The 19909-nt window shown below is 74.4% G+C and carries 17 protein-coding genes and 1 pseudogene; 9 read left to right on the forward strand and 9 right to left on the reverse strand.

Annotation, left to right across the window (positions count from 1 at the left end):
* Positions 1–22 precede the first annotated feature (22 nt).
* Positions 23–1576 carry a VWA domain-containing protein gene (locus tag AOJ26_RS22085; RefSeq protein ID WP_053850064.1) on the reverse strand — a complete coding sequence of 518 codons (1554 nt, stop codon included), beginning with the start codon at positions 1574–1576 and terminating at the stop codon, positions 23–25.
* Between the two features lie 272 nt (positions 1577–1848).
* Here AOJ26_RS22085 and AOJ26_RS22090 point away from each other — a divergent pair, with 272 nt between their 5' ends.
* Positions 1849–3930, forward strand: coding sequence for a PhoX family protein (locus AOJ26_RS22090; RefSeq protein WP_053850065.1), 2082 nt, complete (start codon positions 1849–1851; stop codon positions 3928–3930).
* Between the two features lie 24 nt (positions 3931–3954).
* Here the strand turns inward: AOJ26_RS22090 and AOJ26_RS22095 are convergent, their stop codons facing one another.
* On the reverse strand, positions 3955–4905 hold the full coding sequence (locus AOJ26_RS22095) for a LysR family transcriptional regulator (RefSeq protein WP_053850066.1): 951 nt from the start codon (positions 4903–4905) through the stop codon (positions 3955–3957).
* 148 nt (positions 4906–5053) lie between these two features.
* Between AOJ26_RS22095 and snpA the strand changes: the two genes are divergently transcribed.
* On the forward strand, positions 5054–5716 hold the full coding sequence (snpA, locus tag AOJ26_RS22100; protein ID WP_053850067.1) for a snapalysin: 663 nt from the start codon (positions 5054–5056) through the stop codon (positions 5714–5716).
* A 66-nt stretch (positions 5717–5782) separates the two neighbouring features.
* Here the strand turns inward: snpA and AOJ26_RS22105 are convergent, their stop codons facing one another.
* Genes AOJ26_RS22105 through AOJ26_RS22115 form a run of 3 tightly spaced genes read right to left on the reverse strand, consistent with a single transcriptional unit; the run spans position 5783 to position 9435 of the window.
* Positions 5783–7708 carry an FUSC family protein gene (locus AOJ26_RS22105; RefSeq protein WP_053850068.1) on the reverse strand — a complete coding sequence of 642 codons (1926 nt, stop codon included), beginning with the start codon at positions 7706–7708 and terminating at the stop codon, positions 5783–5785.
* Positions 7709–7730: 22 nt separating this feature from the next.
* Positions 7731–8678, reverse strand: coding sequence for an endonuclease/exonuclease/phosphatase family protein (locus tag AOJ26_RS22110; RefSeq protein WP_053850069.1), 948 nt, complete (start codon positions 8676–8678; stop codon positions 7731–7733).
* 10 nt (positions 8679–8688) lie between these two features.
* Positions 8689–9435: an alpha/beta fold hydrolase gene (locus AOJ26_RS22115; RefSeq protein WP_053850070.1), complete on the reverse strand. Its 747-nt coding sequence runs from the start codon at positions 9433–9435 to the stop codon at positions 8689–8691.
* A gap of 90 nt (positions 9436–9525) precedes the next feature.
* Here AOJ26_RS22115 and AOJ26_RS22120 point away from each other — a divergent pair, with 90 nt between their 5' ends.
* Positions 9526–10854, forward strand: coding sequence for a PLP-dependent aminotransferase family protein (locus tag AOJ26_RS22120; RefSeq protein WP_053850071.1), 1329 nt, complete (start codon positions 9526–9528; stop codon positions 10852–10854).
* On the opposite strand, the gene AOJ26_RS22125 is transcribed toward AOJ26_RS22120, so the two are convergent.
* Together AOJ26_RS22125 and AOJ26_RS22130 are read right to left on the reverse strand one after the other, a co-directional pair.
* Positions 10763–11593, reverse strand: a complete 831-nt coding sequence (locus AOJ26_RS22125; protein WP_053850072.1) for a hypothetical protein — start codon at positions 11591–11593, stop codon at positions 10763–10765. The two genes, AOJ26_RS22120 and AOJ26_RS22125, sit on opposite strands and share 92 nt — an antisense overlap.
* Before the next feature lie 129 nt (positions 11594–11722).
* On the reverse strand, positions 11723–12151 hold the full coding sequence (locus AOJ26_RS22130) for a hypothetical protein (protein WP_053850073.1): 429 nt from the start codon (positions 12149–12151) through the stop codon (positions 11723–11725).
* 113 nt (positions 12152–12264) lie between these two features.
* Between AOJ26_RS22130 and AOJ26_RS22135 the strand changes: the two genes are divergently transcribed.
* Positions 12265–13410, forward strand: a complete 1146-nt coding sequence (locus AOJ26_RS22135) for a PP2C family protein-serine/threonine phosphatase (RefSeq protein WP_053850074.1) — start codon at positions 12265–12267, stop codon at positions 13408–13410.
* Between the two features lie 70 nt (positions 13411–13480).
* Positions 13481–14941, forward strand: a complete 1461-nt coding sequence (locus AOJ26_RS22140; protein ID WP_053850075.1) for a hypothetical protein — start codon at positions 13481–13483, stop codon at positions 14939–14941.
* On the opposite strand, the gene AOJ26_RS22145 is transcribed toward AOJ26_RS22140, so the two are convergent.
* Positions 14938–16173, reverse strand: coding sequence for an amidohydrolase (locus tag AOJ26_RS22145; RefSeq protein ID WP_053850076.1), 1236 nt, complete (start codon positions 16171–16173; stop codon positions 14938–14940). The two genes, AOJ26_RS22140 and AOJ26_RS22145, sit on opposite strands and share 4 nt — an antisense overlap.
* 128 nt (positions 16174–16301) lie before the next feature.
* Here AOJ26_RS22145 and AOJ26_RS22150 point away from each other — a divergent pair, with 128 nt between their 5' ends.
* Positions 16302–16853: a tellurite resistance TerB family protein gene (locus AOJ26_RS22150; protein ID WP_053850077.1), complete on the forward strand. Its 552-nt coding sequence runs from the start codon at positions 16302–16304 to the stop codon at positions 16851–16853.
* A gap of 26 nt (positions 16854–16879) precedes the next feature.
* On the opposite strand, the gene AOJ26_RS43920 is transcribed toward AOJ26_RS22150, so the two are convergent.
* A complete protein-coding gene (locus AOJ26_RS43920; protein ID WP_179200365.1) occupies positions 16880–17050 on the reverse strand; it encodes a hypothetical protein in 171 nt (56 codons plus the stop codon).
* A 123-nt stretch (positions 17051–17173) separates the two neighbouring features.
* Between AOJ26_RS43920 and AOJ26_RS22155 the strand changes: the two genes are divergently transcribed.
* From AOJ26_RS22155 to AOJ26_RS42945, 3 genes and pseudogenes are all read left to right on the forward strand, one after another.
* Positions 17174–18520: a helix-turn-helix domain-containing protein gene (locus tag AOJ26_RS22155; RefSeq protein WP_053850078.1), complete on the forward strand. Its 1347-nt coding sequence runs from the start codon at positions 17174–17176 to the stop codon at positions 18518–18520.
* 116 nt (positions 18521–18636) lie between these two features.
* Positions 18637–19632 (forward strand): permease, encoded by a 996-nt coding sequence (locus tag AOJ26_RS22160; RefSeq protein WP_107092842.1) that lies wholly within the window; start codon positions 18637–18639, stop codon positions 19630–19632.
* Positions 19629–19909, forward strand: a pseudogene (locus AOJ26_RS42945) (hypothetical protein); the annotation flags it as partial. The gene AOJ26_RS22160 and the pseudogene AOJ26_RS42945, both read left to right, overlap by 4 nt.

A 19909-nucleotide genomic window follows, 5' to 3' on the forward strand; every position in this document is an offset into this window, starting at 1 on the left:
GGGCGGGGGTGGTGCCTCGGCGTCAGGGGCGCCAGTTCGCCAGGACGCCCTCGTAGATCTCCGCGTCGGTGAGCTCCTTCGGGGTCTCGCCGGCGAGGAAGTGGGAGGTGTTGGGCAGCTTCAGCTTGCGGAGGTAGTCGAACGCCTTGTTCTCCGGGTCGCCGAAGGCGACGAAGGAGAAGAAGACGGCGGGGTGGGTCTTCGCCGCCTCCGTGAGCGCCTGGGTGGCGGGGGTCTTCGCGTCCGGGGCGCCGTCGGTCTGGAAGACGACCAGGGCGGGGGTGTCCGGGGACACCTTGGTGTGGTGCGCGAGGACCTCCTCGACGGCCGCGTGGTAGCTGGTACGGCCCATGCGGCCGAGACCGGCGTGCAGGTCGTCGATCTTGTTCTCGTGGTCGGTGAGGGTGAGCTCGCCGGTGCCGTCGAGTTCGGTGGAGAAGAAGACGACGTGCACCTTGGACTCGGGGTCCAGGTGGGCGGCGAGCGCGAGCGTCTGCTCCCCGAGCGCCTGCGCGGAGCCGTCCTTGTAGTACGGCCGCATGCTCGCCGACCGGTCCAGGACCAGGTACGTCCGCGCGGTGGTACCGGTGAGGCCGTGGGCGGCGAGGGTGGTGGCGGCGGCGTCGTAGGCGGTACGGAGCGTTTGGGGTACGGTCACCGACCGGCCTTCGGCCGGGTCGTCGTCGTTCCCACCCGCACCACCCGTACCACTCTCGTCGTCGGCTGCGCGTGGCCCCTGTGGGGCGTCCTCACCGTCGGCGGCCGCGGACGCGTGCTCCGCTGCGACGGGTGCGGCAACCTCGGCGACCGGCTCGGACTCGGCCTTCGGCTCCGGCTTGGGCTCCGGCTCTACGACCGTCTCAGGCTCCGGGGTGGGGACGACCTCTGCGACCGGCTCGGGCTCGGGGGTGACGTCGGCGACCGCCGGTTCCGGAGCGGGCTCCGGCTCGGGGGTGGGTTCCGCCTCCGTGGCCTGCGGCTCGGCCTCGTCCACCGAAGCGGGTGCCGGCTCTTCAGCCACCGGCTCCTCCACGGCGGGCTCAGCCGCCTCAGCCACGACCTCCTCGGCGCCCTGCTCCTCGTCCGCAGCCTCGGTCGCCGCGGGGGGTTCTTCCGTAGCCGATGCCTCCTCGGCGGGCGCTTCCGCGACAGGCGCCGACGCCGGCTCCTCCGTGGCGGCCTCGGGCTCCGCGACCGGTTCCTCGGCGGTCACCGCGGGGGGTTCCTCCGTGGCCGGTGCCTCAGCCGCCGACTCCTTTGTTGCCGGTGCCTCGGCCGGCACCGCCTCGGGTGCCGCCTCCGCCTCGGGCGACACCGGAGTCTCCGCCGTCGCCCCCGCCGGAGGCGCCTGCTTCGGGACCGTCACGTTGTCGAACGCGGCCGAGACCAGTTCGTGCTCGGAGTCGGTGTCCGGCGCCTCGGCGCGGGGTTCGGGAACGGTGGCCCTCGCCGCCGCCGGAGGCGCCTGGGTCGGTTCCGTCGCCTCCTGCGAAGGAACCGCACCCTCTGCCTCGGTGGCAGCGCCCTTGCGTGATCGGCCGCCGAACGCGTTCCGCAGGAGAGTGAGAATGCCCATGTGCGCAACCCTTCGCATGAGTTGAAGCCCGTCAATCCCTGGCCAGGACGGACACGTAAGGTTAGCGGCCCTCGGTGGCGATCTTGGGCAGGGGCGGGTGGTCGGGGCCCCGGGCGTCAAGACCTACTTCCGGACTTCACCCGCGGGTGACGTCAACTCCGCTCCGTCCACCCCGGGTTCATTCACCGTTCACCGCCCCGCCCCGCTCTCGCACAAACGCGCGCATACCGTCCGTCACGCGAGCTTCAAGGGGAAGCAAGGGGAGAGCAAAAGTGCGCACACAGCTGCCGTTGATCAGCACCACCCATGGGCCGAGCGCGTCGCATCCCGGTGGGCGGTCCGCCCTGACCTGCCGTTTCCGGTGTGGTGACGCCTGTTTCCACCCGGCGCCCAACACCTCCTCCAACCCGTACGTCGGTGATGTCATCGCCACCGCGCTCAGCCGCCGCTCGATGATGCGCGCCGCCGCCGTCGTGACCGTCGCCGCCGCGGCCGGTACAGCGGGCACCGTCGTCGCGGCCCCCTCGGCCGAAGCCGCCCCCCAGGCCCCGGCCGGGTGGAAGCCGAAGGACAGGGCCGCCCGCGGACTGCGGTTCACCCCCGTCGCGCCCAACACCGACGACACCGTGACCGTCCCGGCCGGCCACTCGCAGAACGTCGTCGTCCGCTGGGGCGAGCCCATCCTGCGCGGCGCCCCCGCCTTCGACCCGGAGAAGCAGACCGCCGCCGCCCAGGCCGGCCAGTTCGGGTACAACAACGACTTCCTCGCCCTGCTGCCGCTGCCCGGGGAGAAGAACAGGCAGGTGCTCGTCGCGAACCACGAGTACACCGACGAGGTCCTGATGTTCCGCGGCTACGACGCCGCCGCCCCCACCCGCGAGCAGGTCGAGATCGCCTGGGCCGCGCACGGCCTGTCCGCCGTGGTCGTGGAGGAGAACCGGAGGAACGGCGCGCTGACCGTCGTACCCCGGCACCACCTGAACCGGCGGGTCACCGCCACCACCGAGTTCCGGCTGACCGGGCCCGCCGCGGGCTCGGACCTCCTGAGGACCTCCGCCGACCCGACCGGCCGCAAGGTCCTCGGCACGCTCAACAACTGCTCCGGCGGCACCACCCCGTGGGGCACCACCCTCCACGGCGAGGAGAACTTCAACCAGTACTTCGCGAACGCGAGCCGGACGACGGACAAGCGGTACGGGATCGGGACGGGCGCCAGCGAGCGCAGGTGGGAGCGGTTCGACAAGCGGTTCGACGTCGCCCAGGAGCCCAACGAGGTCCACCGCTTCGGGTACGTCGTCGAGCTCGACCCCTACGACCCCGCCTCCGTGCCCCGCAAGCACACCGCGCTCGGCCGGTTCAAGCACGAGGGCGCGACCGTGCGGCTCACGCACGACGGGCGGCCGGTCGTGTACTCCGGGGACGACGAGCGGTTCGACTACTTCTACAAGTTCGTCGGCAGCAAGCGGATGCGGAAGGGTTCCTCGCGGGCCGTGCGGGAGCACAACCTCTCGCTGCTCGACGAGGGGACGCTCTACGTGGCCCGGCTCACCGGCGACTCCCCCGCCATCGAGATCGACGGGACCGGCAAGCTGCCCGCCGACGGGGAGTTCGACGGCAGCGGGGAGTGGATCCCGCTGGCCACCGCCACGGCGAAGGGGGCCGTGTCGCACGTCGAGGGCATGAGCGCCGACGAGGTGTTCGTCTTCACGCGGCTCGCCGGGGACAAGGTCGGGGCGACCAAAATGGACCGGCCCGAGGACATCGAGCCCAACCCGCGCACCGGCAAGGTGTACGTGGCCCTGACGAACAACACCAACCGGGGTGTGGGCGCGAACGCCCCCGCCGACGAGGCCAACCCGCGCAACGCCAACAAGCACGGGCACATCCTGGAGCTCACCGAGCGCTGGAACCGGGCCGACAGCACGAGGTTCGCCTGGACGCTGTTCCTCGTCGCCGGTGACCCGGAGGACCCCGCGACCTACTTCGCGGGCTTCCCGAAGGACGACGTCAGCCCCATCTCCTGCCCGGACAACGTGGCCTTCGACCCGCACGGCAACCTGTGGATCTCCACCGACGGCAACCAGCTCGGTTCGCACGACGGCCTGTTCGGGGTCGCCACCAGGGGCGAGCGGCGCGGAGAGCTGAAGCAGTTCCTGACGGTGCCGACCGGGGCCGAGACCTGCGGTCCGCTGGTGCAGGACCGGCGGGTGCTGGTCGCGGTGCAGCATCCCGGGGAGATCAGCGGGGCGACGGTGGAGCAGCCGGCGAGCACCTGGCCCGACGGACCCGGGAAGATCGTGCGGCCGGCCGTCGTGGCCGTGTGGCGCGAGGACGGCGAGGACATCGGCGTCTGAGCCCCGGTGGCGGCACGTCCCCGTTCAGGGAATGGCCGGAACCGCCGGTCGCCGCTCCCGGCGACCGTCCTCTTCCAGCCATTCCCGGTACGCCGGCGCCTGCCGCGCGCTCTCCCAGTACGCCTCCTCCAGCGCGGGACGGACCCCGTCCAGGTCCGTCTCGGTGCGGGCCGCGAGCAGGAGCCGTACGCCGAGCGGGTCGCCGTGCAGCCGTCGTACCGCCATGTCGGGGCGGGGCACCCGGGTCGGCTGGCAGACGGTGACGACCTCGCCGGTGGCGACCAGGGCGTCGGCCGTGTGGTAATCGCCGTGCAGCACCACGGGGTTGACGCCGGCCGCGCGGAACATGCGCTGCACCGCGTCCCACTCGCCGTCGACCGTGGGGTCGATCATCCAGCGGTCTTCGGCCAGGTCGGACAGGGCCACCACGGGCTTCGCGGCCGCCGGATGGTCCGCGGGCAACGACACGAACTGCGGCTCGCGTTCCACCAGGACCCGCAGGCACAGCTCGCGCGGGATGTGCAGCGGGCAGCCCTCCACCTCGTGCACGAACGCCACGTCGAGCTGGCCGTCGGCGACCATCCGCAGCAGGGCGTTGGGGGAGACGTTCATGTGGAGGGTGGGGTCCTGGCCGCGGGCGCGCAGCCGGCGCAGCCAGCCCGACAGGGCCCGGCTCGCGGTGGAGCCGACCCGGAGCTGCGGTCCGCCCGTCGCGGCCGCGCGGGCGTCGGCCACCAGGGAGCGCATCTCGGCCACCAGGGGGCGGGCCCGGCTGAGGACCAGCCGCCCCAGCGGGGTGGGGCGGCAGCCGGACCGCGCGCGCACGAACAGCGCACCGCCCAGCGCCTGTTCGATCCGGCGCAACTGGGTGCTCAACGACGGCTGGGCGACGCCCAGCTGACGGGCGGCCCGGTGCAGGCTGCCGGTGTCGGCTATGGCCACAAGGGCGCGGAGGTGTCTCACCTCAAGGTCCATGCGATCGGAGGGTAAGGCGGGGGCAGGGGTTGCACCAGGGGTGCCGGACGCCCGTGATAGGGCCGCGCTATCACGGGTTGGCATCATCACAGCCACCGCACCGGCACCGACACTCACATCGACGACTCACCCCCACCAAGGAGTCTCGATGCGCAAGCACACCTCTGCCCTCACCGCGACAGCGGCCGCCCTCGGTCTGGCAACGGCCGCTTTGGCCACGGCGGTTCCCGCGACCGCCGCACCGGCCCCCGCGCCGAAGGCCGGCTACACCGCGGCCGCGACGACCGACACCAGCGAGGCATTCTTCCAGGCCGTCCTGAGGTCCGTGGCCGAGAAGCGGGCCGCGAACCCGACCGCCGCCGCCGCCGTCACCGTCGTCTACGACGCCTCCCGGGCGCCCTCGTTCAGCGCCCAGATAAGCCGCAGCGCCCAGATATGGAACAGCTCGGTGACCAACGTCAGACTCCAGGCGGGCTCGGCGTCGAACGCCGACTTCTCCTACCGCGAGGGCAACGACTCGCGCGGTTCCTACGCCTCGACCGACGGCCACGGCAGCGGCTACATCTTCCTGGACTACCGGCAGAACCAGCAGTACGACTCGACCCGGGTCACCGCCCACGAGACCGGGCACGTGCTCGGCCTGCCGGACCACTACTCCGGTCCGTGCAGCGAGCTGATGTCGGGCGGCGGTCCCGGCCCGTCCTGCACCAACGCCGTCCCCAACTCCACCGAGCGCAGCCGGGTGAACCGGCTCTGGGCGAACGGCCTGGCCGCGGCGATGGACAAGGCCCTGCAGAAGTCAGCCCGTTAGCCGCCACCCCCCACCCCGGTGCGGGCCGCCCACCACGAGACGGCGGCCCGCACCGGCACGCCGGCGTCAGCGCGGTGAGGTGACGGCCCGGGCCGCCGCCACCTCCTGGCGCACCGGCTCCAGCACACTGCCCGCGGGCCCGGTGAGGTCGGTGCGGACCTCGTAGAGGGTCTCCGCCTCCCGCAGTCCCTCCGCCAACTCCCTGAGCTGGAGGGCCACCTGGTCCACCTCGGCGGGGGACGGGGGCTGCGCTCCGTGCCGCACCCGGACCCGCGCCGCGGTCGTCGCGTCCACGATGCGTTCCACCGCGACCACCAGCGGCCACCAGGCCGCGGCCCGGCGTCCGGTGGGCGGCGGTTCGGTCAGCGCGCGCTGGAACTCGGTACGGATGGCGGAGAGGTCGCGGTAGAGGCGGCGGCGCATGCGGGCGCGGGCCGACGGTTCGGTGCCGGCGAGGAAAGCCGACTCGACGTAGGCCGCCGTGTCGCCCACCGCGTCCGCCAGGCGGTCGCCCACCCGGGTGTGCCAGCTCTCCGGCCACAGCAGGTAGCCCGCGACCAGGGCGATCGCACAGCCCATCAGGGAGTCCAGCAGACGGGGCATCAGCAGGGCCGTGCCCTGGTGGTTGAGGATGTCCGACAGGAGCAGGATCACCGGGGTGATCGCGGCCGTCTGGTAGCCGTAGCCCCGCGGGGTGAGGGCCGGGATCAGCGGGGCCAGCAGCAGCATCGCCGGCACGTCCCACCACCCGCGCGGCACCTGCGAGAGCACCGCCGCCGCGACCACCAGTCCGGCCACCGTGCCCAGCGCCCGCAGCAGGGCCCGCGAGAACACCGAGCCGAAGTCCGGTTTCAGCACGAAGGTGATCGTCAGGGCCACCCAGTAGGAGCGCGGCACGGGGACGATCGAGACCAGCGCCTGGGCCAGCCCGATGCACAGGGCCAGCCGCAGGCCGTACCGCCACGACACCCCCGACAGGGCCACGTTCCGCGCCGCGCGGGCGGCCCGGACGCCGAGCGCGGCCGGCCGGCCGAGGCGGTCGTCGATGCCGCTCGGATCCACGTCCGGCGCGGCGACGACCTCGGCCGCGTGGCGCAGGGCGTGGTCGACGGCGCGGGCGGTCTCCGACACCGGGACCGGCAGACGCAGTCCGGTCGGTCCCGTGTACCCCGTCTCCACCGCCTGGGCGAGACGGCGGACCGCCTCCGGGATCTCCGGTGCCAGCGGCCGGCCGGACAGATGGGCCGCGGGGGCCGCCTCCACCACCGGGGTGATCGCGTTCAACTGCGCCAGCAGCCGGGTGAGTTCGGGGCTGCGGCCGTGGTGGCGGGCGCGCCGGGCGAGCACGAGGTCGTACGACTGGTTCAGCGACTGGGTGACGGCGTGCCGTGCCTCGTCGTACTCCGTGCGGCCGCAGGCGGCCATCAGGCCGGCCACCGCCCGGTAGGTGTCCGCGACCGCCGTCCGCTCCGGCACCCCGGACCTGAGCGGCCAGGCGAGCAGGGCCAGCAGCAGGACGAGCAGTCCGCCGCCGGTCATCAGCAGCGGGGCCGTCCACCAGTCGCCCGGCATCGGAAGACCCGCCCCCACCACGGAGTTCAGCAGCAGGAGCAGTCCCGAGACGGAGGCGACCGCGCCGATCGTGGAGATCATCCCGGAGACCAGGGCGACCCCGGTGACCGCGAGGACCGCGGTCCAGCCGTGGCCGTACACCAGTGCTCCGAGGGTGACGCCGACCGCGCCGAACAGCTGGGGGACGGCGATGTTGAGGATGCGCATGCGGTACGCGTCCGCGGTGTCACCGATGACTCCGGACAGGGCGCCCATGGAGGCGAGGGCGCCGTACAGGGGCCGGTCCACCGCGAGGCCGACCGCCAGGGGGAGGGTCATCGCGATCGCCGCGCGGGCCACGGCGGGCCGGTTGACGGGGGACGGTTGCGATCGGAGGTTCCGGACCAGCCAGTCGGGCGGGGTGAGGCCGATGCGGGACATGGGGCCATTATGAACACCCGGGTCAGCCGGGCCCGTGCAGCGCGATGTCCACCAGCAGGGCACGGTGGTCGGTGTCCGCCAGGTCCAGGAAACGGGCCCCGCGCGCGGAGAAGTCCGCCGACACCAGCACGTGGTCGATCTGCGCGCCGATCGCCGGGGCGGTGCGGGCCGGCCAGGTCGGGGTGCGGTCCGCTCCCGCCAGGCGGGCCGCGTCGCGCAGTCCGGTGTCGAGGATCGCGCGGAAGGCCGCGTGGTCCTGGGAGGCGTTGAAGTCGCCGGCCAGGACGGTGGGGGAACCGGTGGTGGCGGCGAAGTCCCGCAGCTCCCCCAGCTCCCGGCGCCACACGTCCAGTTGGCCCGGCAGCGGCGGCATGGGATGCGCGAGCTGGAGCCGTACGGCGTGACCGCGCACGTCGGCGACCGCCCCGGGCATGCCCATGGTGCTGTCCCGGATCCCGGCGGCGGGCTCCAGCGGGAAGCGGCTGAGGACGACGGACCCCGTCGAGCCGGCGCCCTCCACGGACCGCCGGTACGGATGGCTCACGGCCAGGGACCGCCGCAGGGCGGCCGAGCAGCCGTGGTCGCACTCCTCGACGAACACGATGTCCGGCCTCTCCTCGCGGACGGCGGTGACGAGGGCGTCGGTCGCCCGCCCGAACTCGACGTTCGAGGTCATGACGCGGAAGGAGGCGAGCACCCGCCCATCCGGCTCGCCGCCCTGCCCGTACGGGGCGATGAACCACGCCAGCAGCCCGAGGACGAGGGCCGCCCAGATCGTCCCGGACCACCAGCGGGCCAGCAGGGCGAGGGCCAGGCCCGCCGCGGCGGGCGCGAGCAGCCAGGGCAGGAAGGCGAGGAGCTGCGGGACCGGGGTGACGCCGTCCGTGTCGGCGAGCCGGCATCCGAGGACGACGCTCACGGTGGCGAAGAGCAGGGCGGCGGTCCAGGTACCGAGCCTTCGGCGGGTCACCGTCCCGAGCCTACGAGCGGGCGTCGGCCTTCGCCAGGAACTCCCCGAGCACGGCGTTGAACTCCGCCGCCCGTTCCAGGTTCGGCAGGTGCGCCGCCCCCTCGAAGACGTGCAGCTGCGACTGGGGGAGCGCCGCGTGCATGGCCTCGGCGTCGGCGACCGGCGTGTAGGTGTCGTCGGCGCCCACCAGCACCAACGCCGGGACCGCGACCCGGGTCAGCAGCTCGCGGTAGTCGGGGCGGGCGGCACGGGCGCGCAGGGCCGCCGCCGCGGACGCCGGGCGGGTGGCCGTCATCATGCCGTGGACGTGCGCCTTGACCTCGGGGGCGGCGTACGGCGCGACCATCTTCTCCAGCACCTCGTCGGCGTAGCCGCGCATCCCCTCGCGCTCCAGCCGGTCCGCCATGGCGTGCCGGACCCGCACGCCCTCGGGGGTCTCCGCCGCCGGGAAGGTGTCGGCGAGGACCAGGGCCCGGATCCGCCCGGGGAAGAGCCGGTAGCAGTCCATGACGATCTGGCCGCCCATGGACAGGCCGGCCAGCACGCACTCCGGTACGCCGTGTTCGTCCAGCAGCGCCTCGATGTCCCGTGCGAAGCGCTCGAAGCGGTCGACCTCGGCGGCCGGCCGGGCGGTGCCGTAGCCGCGCAGGTCCGGGGCGAGCACGCGGCGGGAGGCGGAGAACGCCTCGATCTGCGGGCGCCACATCGTGTGGTCGAAGGGGTGGCCGTGCACCAGGACCAGGGGGATCGCCGTCATGCCGCCGACCCTAGGTCGGCCCGCTTGCTCGGTGCAATAAAATCTTTGCCCTCAGTGCAATCACCGCTCGGTGCCATCACAGGGGGCCTCGTGCACGACTACCGGCGCATCGCCGACCGCATCGCCGCCGACATCACCACCGGACGGCTCCGGCCGGGCGAACGCCTGCCCCCGCAGCGGAAGTTCGCGCGCCGGCACGGGATCGCCGCGTCCACGGCGGAGCGGGCGTACGGCGAACTCGTCCGGCGGGGCCTGGTCGTCGGCGAGGTCGGACGCGGCACCTTCGTGAAGGCGACCGCACCCGGGCGGCCCGGCAGGGGGCTCATCGAGGACGCCGGGACCCCCGTCAACCTGGAGCTCAACTACCCCTCCGCCGAAGGCCAGTCCGAGCTGCTCGCCGACACCCTCGCGCCCCTGCTGCGCCCCGACGTGCTGACCGAGGCCCTGCGCCCGGCCGCCGCCACCGGGACCCCGGCCGCCCGCGACGCCGTCGCCGCCCTCCTCGCCACCCCCGGCTGGCGCCCCGGCCCGTCCCGGATCCTGTTCACGGGCAACGCCCGCCAGTCCGTCGCCGCCGCCCTCGCCTCCCTGGTGCGGCCGGGCGGCCGGGTCGGCGTCGAGGAACTGACGTATCCCGTCGTCAAGGAGATCGCGGCCCGGCTCGGCATCACCCTGGTGCCGCTGGCCACCGACGAGGACGGCCTGCGCCCCGAGTCGGTGGCCGCCGCCCACCGCACCGCCCCGCTGTCGGCCCTCTACGTGCAGCCGACCCTGCACAATCCGACGTCCGTCACCATGAGCCCGGGACGCAGGCGGCGACTCGCGGACACCGTGGCCGACCTGGGCGTCCCCGTCGTGGAGGACCGCATCTGGTCGTTCCTGGCGGAGGCGGACGACCCCTTCGCCGCGCACGCCCCCGCCTTCACCCACGTCGTCGACGGCCTGTCCAAGCGGGTCGCGCCCGGGCTCACCGTCGGCTTCCTCGTCGTACCGGAAGGGCGGGCGGACGCGGTGGCCGACGCCGTCCGCTCCGGGGGGTGGAGTGCCGGGCGGTTCGCGCTGGAGGCGGCCGCGCGGTGGACGGTGGACGGGACCGTGGCACGACTGGTCGAGGCGAAGCGGGCCGACGCGGCGCACCGGCAGCGGGTGCTGGCCCGGTGCCTGGACGGGTTCGCCGTACGCTCCGATCCACGCGCCTACTACGCCTGGTGGGACCTCCCGGCCCCCTGGCGGGCGGACACCTTCACGGCCGCCGCCGCGGCGCTCGGCATCGCCCTGACGCCCGGCCCCGCCTTCGCCGTCGACCCCAACCGCACCCCGGACGCGGTCAGGCTCGGGCTCGCCTCGGCCGCTGTGCCGGATCTGGAACGGGCCCTGCGGACGCTCGCCGGGCTCGCAGCGAGCCGTACCGGCCGGTGATCCAGCAGGCCACGGCGACCGCGAGACCGACCCCCACCAGGAGCCAGGAGACCGTGCGCAGCGTGCCGGTCAGCGCGTCGTAGACGGCACCGGCGGCCGGGCGGCGCACCGGGTCCGCCAGGTCGGTCAGGGTCATACGGCGGCCCACGGCGACGGCGAGGCCGAGGAGCGCGCCGCCGAGCGCCGTGCCGAGGGCGGTCGCGGTGAGGGCACGGCGGCGGCAGGCGGCGACGGCGATACCGGCGACGGCGAGGGCGGCGGCCGTGACGGGCAGCCAGAAACCGGCGACTTCGAGCACGTCGTAGCCCTTCCGGAGACGGTCGAGGGCGGGCGCCGGGAGCACGGCGACCTCGGTGCGGGGCAGGGTGACCCGGTGCTCCACCCGGGCGGCGATCGGGGCGATGTCCACGGTCACCTCGCGGTGGCCGCCCTCCCGGACGGCCCGCAGCACGGCCTGGTGGACGGCCCGGTTGCCCGCGTCCCACGCGGTGCCGAAGGCCGGGGTCCTGGTCAGCGCGCGCACGAAGGGCCGTACCGGTTCGCCCACCTCGCCCGCGACCGCGTCCGCGACGCTGTCCCGCACGGCCGGGTCGGCGGCGAGCGGTGCCATCGCCGTGACGTACCGGCCCGTGTCGGCGAGGCCGTACGCCGCCCAGGCGGCCAGCGCCCCGAAGGGCACGAGGAGACAGGCCAGGGCGATCAGGGCGGCCGACAGGGCGTCGCGGACACGGGAGGTCACCCTTCCAGGCAAGACCGCCGGCGGCGGCCGCGCGAGCCGTGGAGCCGCGTACTGCGCCCCTGCGGTGCCGGGTTCACCCGAACGGGCGCGGACCCCGTCGTGTCCCGGCCCGGGGTCCGCGCACCTCCGCTACCTGATCCGGTTCCCCTCGCCGTCCTCGTGCGTGTAGTAGCGGTAGAAGAACACCCCGAAGATCCCGGCGGCGACCGCCAGCCCCAGGGCCGTCGAGCGCAGCACGCTCTCGCCCGTCTGGCTGTACAGGAACCCGACGGCCGCCCCGGCGAAGCCGGACTTCACGGCCGAGTGCAGTTCCCGCTTCAGCAGCGGCGCGAACGTCGCCACGGCGATGCACAGCACGATGAACGCCAGGGCCGTGACACAGCCGAACAGCACGTTCCAGCCGGTGATCGGGCCGCCGTCCCGGCGGTTCGCGGCCGCCCAGTAGCCGTAGACCAGCCCGAGCACCACCGGGATGCCGTACCTGGCCGCCGTGTGCACCTTGGCGCTGAACACATCGGGTGTCCGGGCGAACCCGCCCGCGGGTGCCGCGTGAGCCATGGGAGCACTCCTCTCGTTCCGCCCCGATCCGCCCCCGACTACCAGAGCACACCTGCGCGGGGGCGGGGGCAAGTCGGATGGCGGCGGAGGATTCCGCGTGTTTCGCTGGCCCCATGAGCGGTGTCGGCCGGGGACAGGTGCTCCGCGTGCGCGGCCGCAGCGTCGCCTGGGTGCCGCCGCTCCTGCTGCTGGTCGCGATCACCGTGATCGACCTCAGAACGGGCGCCCAGTTCCGGATGATCTCCTGGGTCGTCCTGGTGCCCGGCATCGCGGCCGCGATCTGCGGCGTCCTCGGCACGGCCGCCTTCGCCGTGCTCGCCCTGGTCACCTATGTCGTCGCCGACGGGGCCTGGCCGCACCAGTACCGGTCGGGCCTGCCCGACTTCATCCTGGTCGCCGTCGGCGGCGTCCTCGCCCTGCTGGCCTGCGTGGTACGCCTGCGCGGCGAGCGCAGCATGCTGCACATGCGGGACGTCGCCGCCACCACCCGCCGTACCGTGCTGCGCCCGCTCCCGGCGGTATGGGGCGGCCTGGAGCACGCGGAGGTGTATCTCGCGGCGGACAGCGAGGCCCGCGTCGGCGGCGACTTCTACGACATCCAGCCCGGCCCGCACGGCACCCGGGTGCTCGTCGGGGACGTCCAGGGCAAGGGGCTCGGCGCGGTCGAGGCGGCGGCGGCGCTGCTCGGCACGTTCCGTGAGGCGGCCTACCACGAACCGGACCTGGCGACGGTCGCCGAGCGGCTGGAGGTCCGGGTGCGCCGGCACGGCGGGCACGTCACCGCGCTCGGCCGCGACGACGGCGACCGTTTCGCCACCGCCGTCCTGCTCGGCTTCCCCGAGGCCGACACCGGACTGGTGGAGGCCGTGGTCTTCGGCCACGAACCGCCGCTCGTGGTCGGCCCGTCGGGGGTACGGCCGCTGCTCGCCGCCGACGGACTCCCGCTGGGCCTGGCCACCCTGACCGCCGACGGCCCGCCGTCCGTCCACCGGGTCCCCCTCGATGCCGGCGAGACCGTCCTCCTGACCAGCGACGGCGTCACCGAGGCCCGCGACGGCACCGGGGAGTTCTACCCCCTCGCCGACGAGGTGGCCCGCGCCCTCACCGCCGACCCGCGCACCGCCGAACCCCGCCGCCTGGTGGCCTTCGTCCGCGACGGCACCCTCGGGCACTGCGGCGGGCGGCTCCTCGACGACACCACGGTCTTCGCGGTGCGCAGGGCCGACGAGCGGGCAGGAAAGGGACGTTTGCCGTCCTGAGAACTCCCCTTCGCAGCCGCAGCGGTTACCGTGCTGCCGTAAGTGATCGACGGGGGATGGGGAGGGACCGATGCCCGGAACCGTGCTGCTGCTCGCCGCCTCACCTGTGGGCAGGGGTCGCCTGGTGGACGCGGCGTCCGTGCTACCCGTCCTCGCGGCCGTGCCGCCGGCCGTGCTCTCCGGCACCGACACCGCCACCGTCGTCGAACTCGCCGACCCGCTGGAACCGCAGGCCGTCCTCACCCGCCTGCGGGCCGTCGCGGCCACCCCGGGCCCGCTCACCGTGTTCGTCACCGGCCAGCTCGCCCTGGACCGCCGACAGCACCTGCCCCATCTGGCGCTGGCCCGCACCACCCCGGCCACCGTGCGCTACACCGCGCTGCCCTGGCAGTGGATCCGCGAGGAGTTCCGGCTGCGGTCGCCGGGCTCGACCACCCTCTTTCTCGACCTGCACGCCGACGCCGACAGCTGGGGATGGCTGCGGACGCACGCGCTCGACTCCGGCCGCAACAACACGGTGTTCGGGCGGATCGCGCCTCCGCCCTCTCGTCGTACGGTGGCGGCGCCGGCGTACATGAAGACGATCGCGACGATCCTGCGCAGCGGGTGGCGTCCGCCGGTCGAGCAGTTGCACCAGCAGGCGTTCACCAGGCTGGGCCCCGAGGCGTACGGCGACCTGGTGCTGACCGTACCGCCGCTGCCCACGTCCGTGGGTCCTGCCCCCGGCCGTCTCCCGTATCGCCCCGAACAGCAGCCGGCGGTCGTGGCTCCTGCCCAGCCGGTGGCGGCACCGGTGGGCGTCGTCCCGGGGCCGCCTTCCCGGCCTGAACAGCCGGGCTCCCCGGCGCCGGGGGTCGTCGCTCCTGCCCAGCCGGTGGCGGTGCCCGCGGGGGCCACCCTCGGCTTGCCGTCCCGGCCCGGACAGCCGCCCTCCCAGGCGCCGGACCGGGCTCCGCAGGCGGCGGGTGCCGCTTCTTCTCCGTCCGGGGACCTTCAGCGCTCCGGGGTGTACGGGGCCGTGCCGCCGATGCCGGTGGCCGCACCTGTGGGTGTCGTCCCCGAGCCGCCGCGCCCCCAGGCGGAGGTTGCCGCTTCTTCCCCGGCGCAGGACCCCCACGTCCGGGTGACCGCCGCCGTGCAGGCCGGTCGCCATCAGGAGGCCGACGCGCTCGCCGCGGCGCACGAGCAGGCCGCCGGCCGGGCCCACGGTCCGGCCTCCGAGCAGGCGCTGCACTGGTCCGAAGTCCGGGCGGACCTCGCGATGTTCGCCAGGGACCCGGCGCGCAGCTGCCGGATCTGGCTGACGGTCGCCGAGACCCGGCTGGCCGCCGGGCAGGCCCCGGACTCGCCGGGTGTGGAGCGGGCCGTCGACCGGGCCCACCACCAGTGGGGCCAGGTCCGCGACAAGTCCCGGGCCCAGGAACTCGGCACGCTGCTCGCCCGGTTGCGCACCCGCGTCCCGGGCCGCCGCCCCGGCGCCCTGGAGAACGTGCGCAAGCAGTTGCGGGAGTTGCAGGCCACGCCGTTCTAGCCGAGCATCGCGAGCGCCCCCGACACGAGCGTCCGCACCCCCGGCGCCACCGTCGACAGGTCCGGGGCGAAGTCCGGGCTGTGGTTGCTGGGGACGGCGTCGGACTTCTCCAGCAGGTCCGCGCCCGGCGCCGCGTCCCAGGTCGCGGCCGGGGTGCAGGTCACGAACCAGTAGGAGTAGGGGAGTTCGCCGAGCGCGAGCTTCGAGAAGTCCTCGCTGCCCATCGCCGGGCCGGAGTCGAAGACGGTGTCGGTGCCGAAGACCTCACGGTGCACGGCGGCGATCCGGTGGTCGATCTCCGGGTCGTTGACCGTGAGCGGGAACGAACCGCCGACGGTCACCTCCGGCTCGCGCGGGCAGCCGGCCGCACGGCACTCGCCCTCGGCGATCCGGCGGATCGCGGCGACCATCCGGTCCCGGACCGCCTCCGACTGGGTGCGCAGGTTGAGGGAGATGCGGGCGGTGGCGGGGATGATGTTGGGGGCGGTGCCCGCCTCGATCCGGCCCACGGTCAGCACGGCCGGCTCGCGCGGCCTGATCTCGCGGCTGACGACCGTCTGGAGCCGGGTGACGACATAGGCGGCCGTGACGACGGGGTCGACCGTCGTCTCGGGCCGGGAGCCGTGCCCGCCCCGGCCGTGCACCACGATCTCGACGTCCGTCGTCGCCGACATGATCAGACCCGGCACGTGCGCGTACAGGCCCGTCGGGCCCGGTACCGCGTGCTGGCCCAGCAGCACGTCGGGGCGCGGGACCCGGTCGTAGAGGCCGTCGGCGACCATCGCGGCCGCTCCCCCGCCGGCCTCCTCGGCGGGCTGGCCCACCAGGACCAGCGTCCCGGACCAGGCGTCCCGGCCGTCCGCGAGCGCCTGCGCCGCCCCCGCGAGCCAGGTCACGTGCAGGTCGTGCCCGCAGGCGTGCATCACCCCGGGCGTCCGTGAGGCGTACGGCAGTCCGGTGCGCTCCTCGACCGGCAGGGCGTCCATGTCGGCGCGCAGCAGGACGGTCGGGCCGTCGCCGTTGCGCAGGACGCCCGCGACACCGGTGCCGGCGATGCCCTCGGCGGTCTCGAAACCGGCCGCCCTCAGCCGCTCGGCGAGCCGGGCCGCCGTGCGGTGCTCCCCGAACGACAGCTCGGGGTGGCGGTGCAGGTCCCGGTAGAAGTCCTCCAGGCCGGGCACCGGGAGACCGGCGGTGAGGTCCAGCGCGGCACGGGCGGCGGCAGAGGTCATGCGGGCAGCGTAGGCGCCGGGGGCGCGGGGCGCAGGAGGGCGCGGGCCGGCGTCACTTGGTGGAACCTTTACCCGGGTGCGTCCGTTGACCGGGTGAGATCACTCAGACGAGTACCGAGGTGACGTCAATGGCACTGTTCGACCGGCTCAAGGACCAGGCCAGGAACCTGCAGCAGCAGGCGCAGGGCGGGCGCGGCACGACGACCGGCGGGCACGGACAGGGCAGCGCCCGCGGCGGTTCGCGCACCCAGCTCGTCGGCGTCCTGAAGACCCAGCTCGGCTCGCTGAAGGCCGAGCTGAAGAGCGGCGCGTACCGGGACGCCAGCATGGCGATGTGCGCCCTGGTCGCGGCCGCGGACGGCCAGGTGGACGCGGCCGAGATCCAGCAGATGGAGTCGCTGATCCTGGGCAACGAGGTGTTGCAGAACTTCCCGCCGGAGCAGTTGCGCCAGCGCTTCCACAAGCACGTGGACCAGCTGACCCGCAACTTCCCGCAGGGCAAGGCCGAGGCGCTCCAGGAGATCGCCAAGGCGGCCAAGAAGCCGACGGAGGCGCGCGCGGTGATCCAGACGGGCATCGTCATCGCCGGCGCCGACGGCCACTTCTCCCAGGCGGAGCAGGCGGTCCTCCGGGAGGCGTGCACGGCCCTCGGCGTCCCGCCGGCGGAGTTCCAGCTCTGAGGAGCCGCGCCGGGCGCCGCTCGTCGTCAGCGGTCCCCGGCCACGCGCTGCGGCTGGGCGGCCCGCTCCTCGGCCGGGTGCGGTCCCGTCGCCTTCGCGGGGCCCGCGTTGGCCGCCAGGACCAGTGTGGCCACGGCCACGACGGCGGCGGCGAGACTCCTCGTGTAGCGCGCGGTGGTGCTGGTGCGTTCGAGCACGGCGACCTCGCAGCGGTGACGGTGGGTACCCAGGGCGGTGACGGTGTATTAAGCAGGGTTAATACGCCGTTTAACCTAGGGGCTTCGGTTGCCGAACGGCAAGAGGGGCTTGGGGAGTTGGCCATGTCTGAGCGGGACGACCCGGGCGTCATCGGGCGACGGGTGCAGCGGTTGCGCGTCGAACGCGGACTCACCCAGAAACAGTTGGCCGAACCGGCCTACACACCGGCCTACATCTCCACCCTGGAGTCCGGGCGGGTGCGGCCCTCCGACGACGCGCTCCGGCACCTCGCCGACCGCCTCGGCGTCGGCTTCGAGGAACTGGCCACCGGCCGCCCCGCCCGCCTCGTCACCGACCTGCGGCTGCGCCTCACCGAGGCCCAGCGCACCCTCGCCACCGGGGAGGCCGAGGAGTCCGCCGGCCGGTACGCCGCCCTGCTCGCCGAGGCCGAGGCGCTCGACCTCCCCGAGGTGCGGGCCGCCGCCCTGCTCGGGCTCGGGGAGTGCGCGGTGGAGACCGGCGAGCTCGGCGCCGCCCGCCAGTACTTCGAACAGGCCGAGAAGGCCCTCGGCGACGACGTCCCGCTGCCCGCCCGCGTGCCCGCCCTGCGCGGACGCGCCCTCGCCCACTACCTCACCGGTGAACTCCGCTACTCCGTCTACCTGCTGGAGTCCACCATCGACGAGCTCAACCGGGGCGGACTGCACGACCCGGACGCCCTGCTCCTCCTCTACGCGAGCGTCATCGGCCCCTACATGGACATGGGCGCCCACGCCCGCGCCGCCCAGGCCGCCGAACTGGCCCTCGCCCTCGCCCCGCGCTCCGGCGACCCCGCCCTCGTCGCGCGGATGCACCGGTCCGTCGCCCGCACCCTGCTCGCCGAGGGCCGCCTCGCCGAGGCCGACGCCTCCCTCGCCAAGGCCGCCGAGCTGTACCGGCAGCTCCAGCTCCGCACCGAACTCGCCAACTGCCACTGGATGCGCGGCTACGTCTACGCCCAGAACGGCGAACTGGAGCGCGCCGAGACCGAGTTGCGCCAGGCCCTCGCCATGCTCTCCGCCAAGCGGGCCGCCCTCTACTCCAGCCAGGCCGCCGTCGAACTCGCCGACGTGCTGCACCGGCGCGGCAAGTCCGACGAGGCCGCCGCCCTGCTCCACGAGGTGCTCAGCGACCTCAGCTCCGAGCGCGGCGCGCTGCACTCCGCCGCCGCCCACCGGCTCCTCGGGATCATCGCCGAGGACGCCCGGGACACCGAGGCCGCCGAGGAGCACTACGTCCGCGCCCTGAGCCTGCTGGAGCGGGCCGGCGCCGCCGGTGACCTGGCCGACCTGTGCCGGCTGCTGGGTGATCTGCTGCGCCGTACGGGACGCGTGGAGGCGGCGCTGGACGCGTACCGGACCGGCCTCGGACACCGTACGGCCCCCGGCACCACCACCCTCGGTCCCGCACCCGCACAGCCGCCTCTGTGACCATTCCCGGCTGGTGCACAGGTCCGTCCGGTTAGCCTGCCCGGGACGGACGAGCGGGCGGGGTACAGCGCGTGGAGAACCAGAGGACGGTGACCGGACGGACCGGGGCCGGACGGGTGGCCGAGGGGCTGCGGCTCGTCGCGCTCGGCGTGCGCGTACTGGTCCACGTCACGCTCGGCGGCGCCGCGCTGCTCGCCGTCGCCACCGTCGCCTCGGTCCTCGGACCCACCCTCGCCCTGGACCTCTACACCCCGCCCGTGGCCGCCTGGTGGACCGTCTTCACCGCGGTCGCGGTCCAGGGCGTGCCCTTCCTCCTGCTCGGCACCGTCGTCTCGGCGGCGATCGGCGCCTTCGTGCCGGAGCGGGTCCTCACCCGGCTCCTGCCCCGCAACCAGGCCCTCGCGGTGCCGGTGGCGGGCGCGGCCGGGGTCGTGCTGCCGGGGTGCGAGTGCGCGTCCGTGCCGGTGGCCGGCAGCCTCATGCGGCGCGGGGTGGCCCCGGCGGCGGCGCTCGCCTTCCTGCTGTCCGCGCCCGCGATCAACCCCGTGGTGCTGGTCGCGACCTCCCTCGCGTTCCCCGGACAGCCCGGGATGGTGCTCGGCCGGCTGGTCGCCTCGCTCACCACGGCCGTGGTCATGGGGTGGCTGTGGGCGCGGTTCGGGCGCGCGGAGTGGCTGCGGCTGCCGAAACGATCAATCGGGACCGAGACCCGTGGACTGCGGGCCTTCGGCGCCGGGCTCCAGCACGACTTCCTGCACGCGGGCGGCTTCCTGGTGCTCGGCGCGGCGGCCGCGGCGACCTTCGACATCGTGGTCCCGCGCTCGGTGCTCGACCTCTTCACCGGCTCGGCCTGGCTGTCGGTGCTGCTGCTGGCCGTCCTCGCGGTGGTGCTGTGCGTGTGCAGCGAGGCGGACGCGTTCGTGGCCGCGTCCCTGAGCGGCTTCTCGCCGACCGCGCGACTGGCGTTCATGGTCGTGGGACCGATGGTCGACCTCAAGCTGATCGCCCTCCAGGCGGGCACCTTCGGGCGGGCCTTCGCCGTCCGCTTCTCCGCCGTCACCTGGGCGGTGGCCGTGCTGAGCAGCGTGCTCGTCGGGTGGTGGCTGCTGTGAGGCGCTACGGCCCCTGTCTGCTCCTCGTCCTCGTCGGCGCGGCGATCCTGCGGATCTCCCTCCTCAGCGAGCTCTACCTGCGGTACGTGCAGGCGGGACTGCGGCCCTACCTGGTGGTGTCCGGTGCGGTGCTGGTGCTGCTGGGGGCGTGGACGGCGGTCGCACGGCGGACGGGGCGCGCCACGGACGAGGAGCCCGGCCACGGCCACGAGGGCGACCACGGCCACGAGGGCGACCACGGCCACGAGGGCGACCACGGCCACGAGGGCGACCACGG

Origin of the sequence: Streptomyces sp. NRRL B-24085 (assembly GCF_001282115.1) — a bacterium.
In the GTDB taxonomy this organism is placed as follows: domain Bacteria; phylum Actinomycetota; class Actinomycetes; order Streptomycetales; family Streptomycetaceae; genus Streptomyces.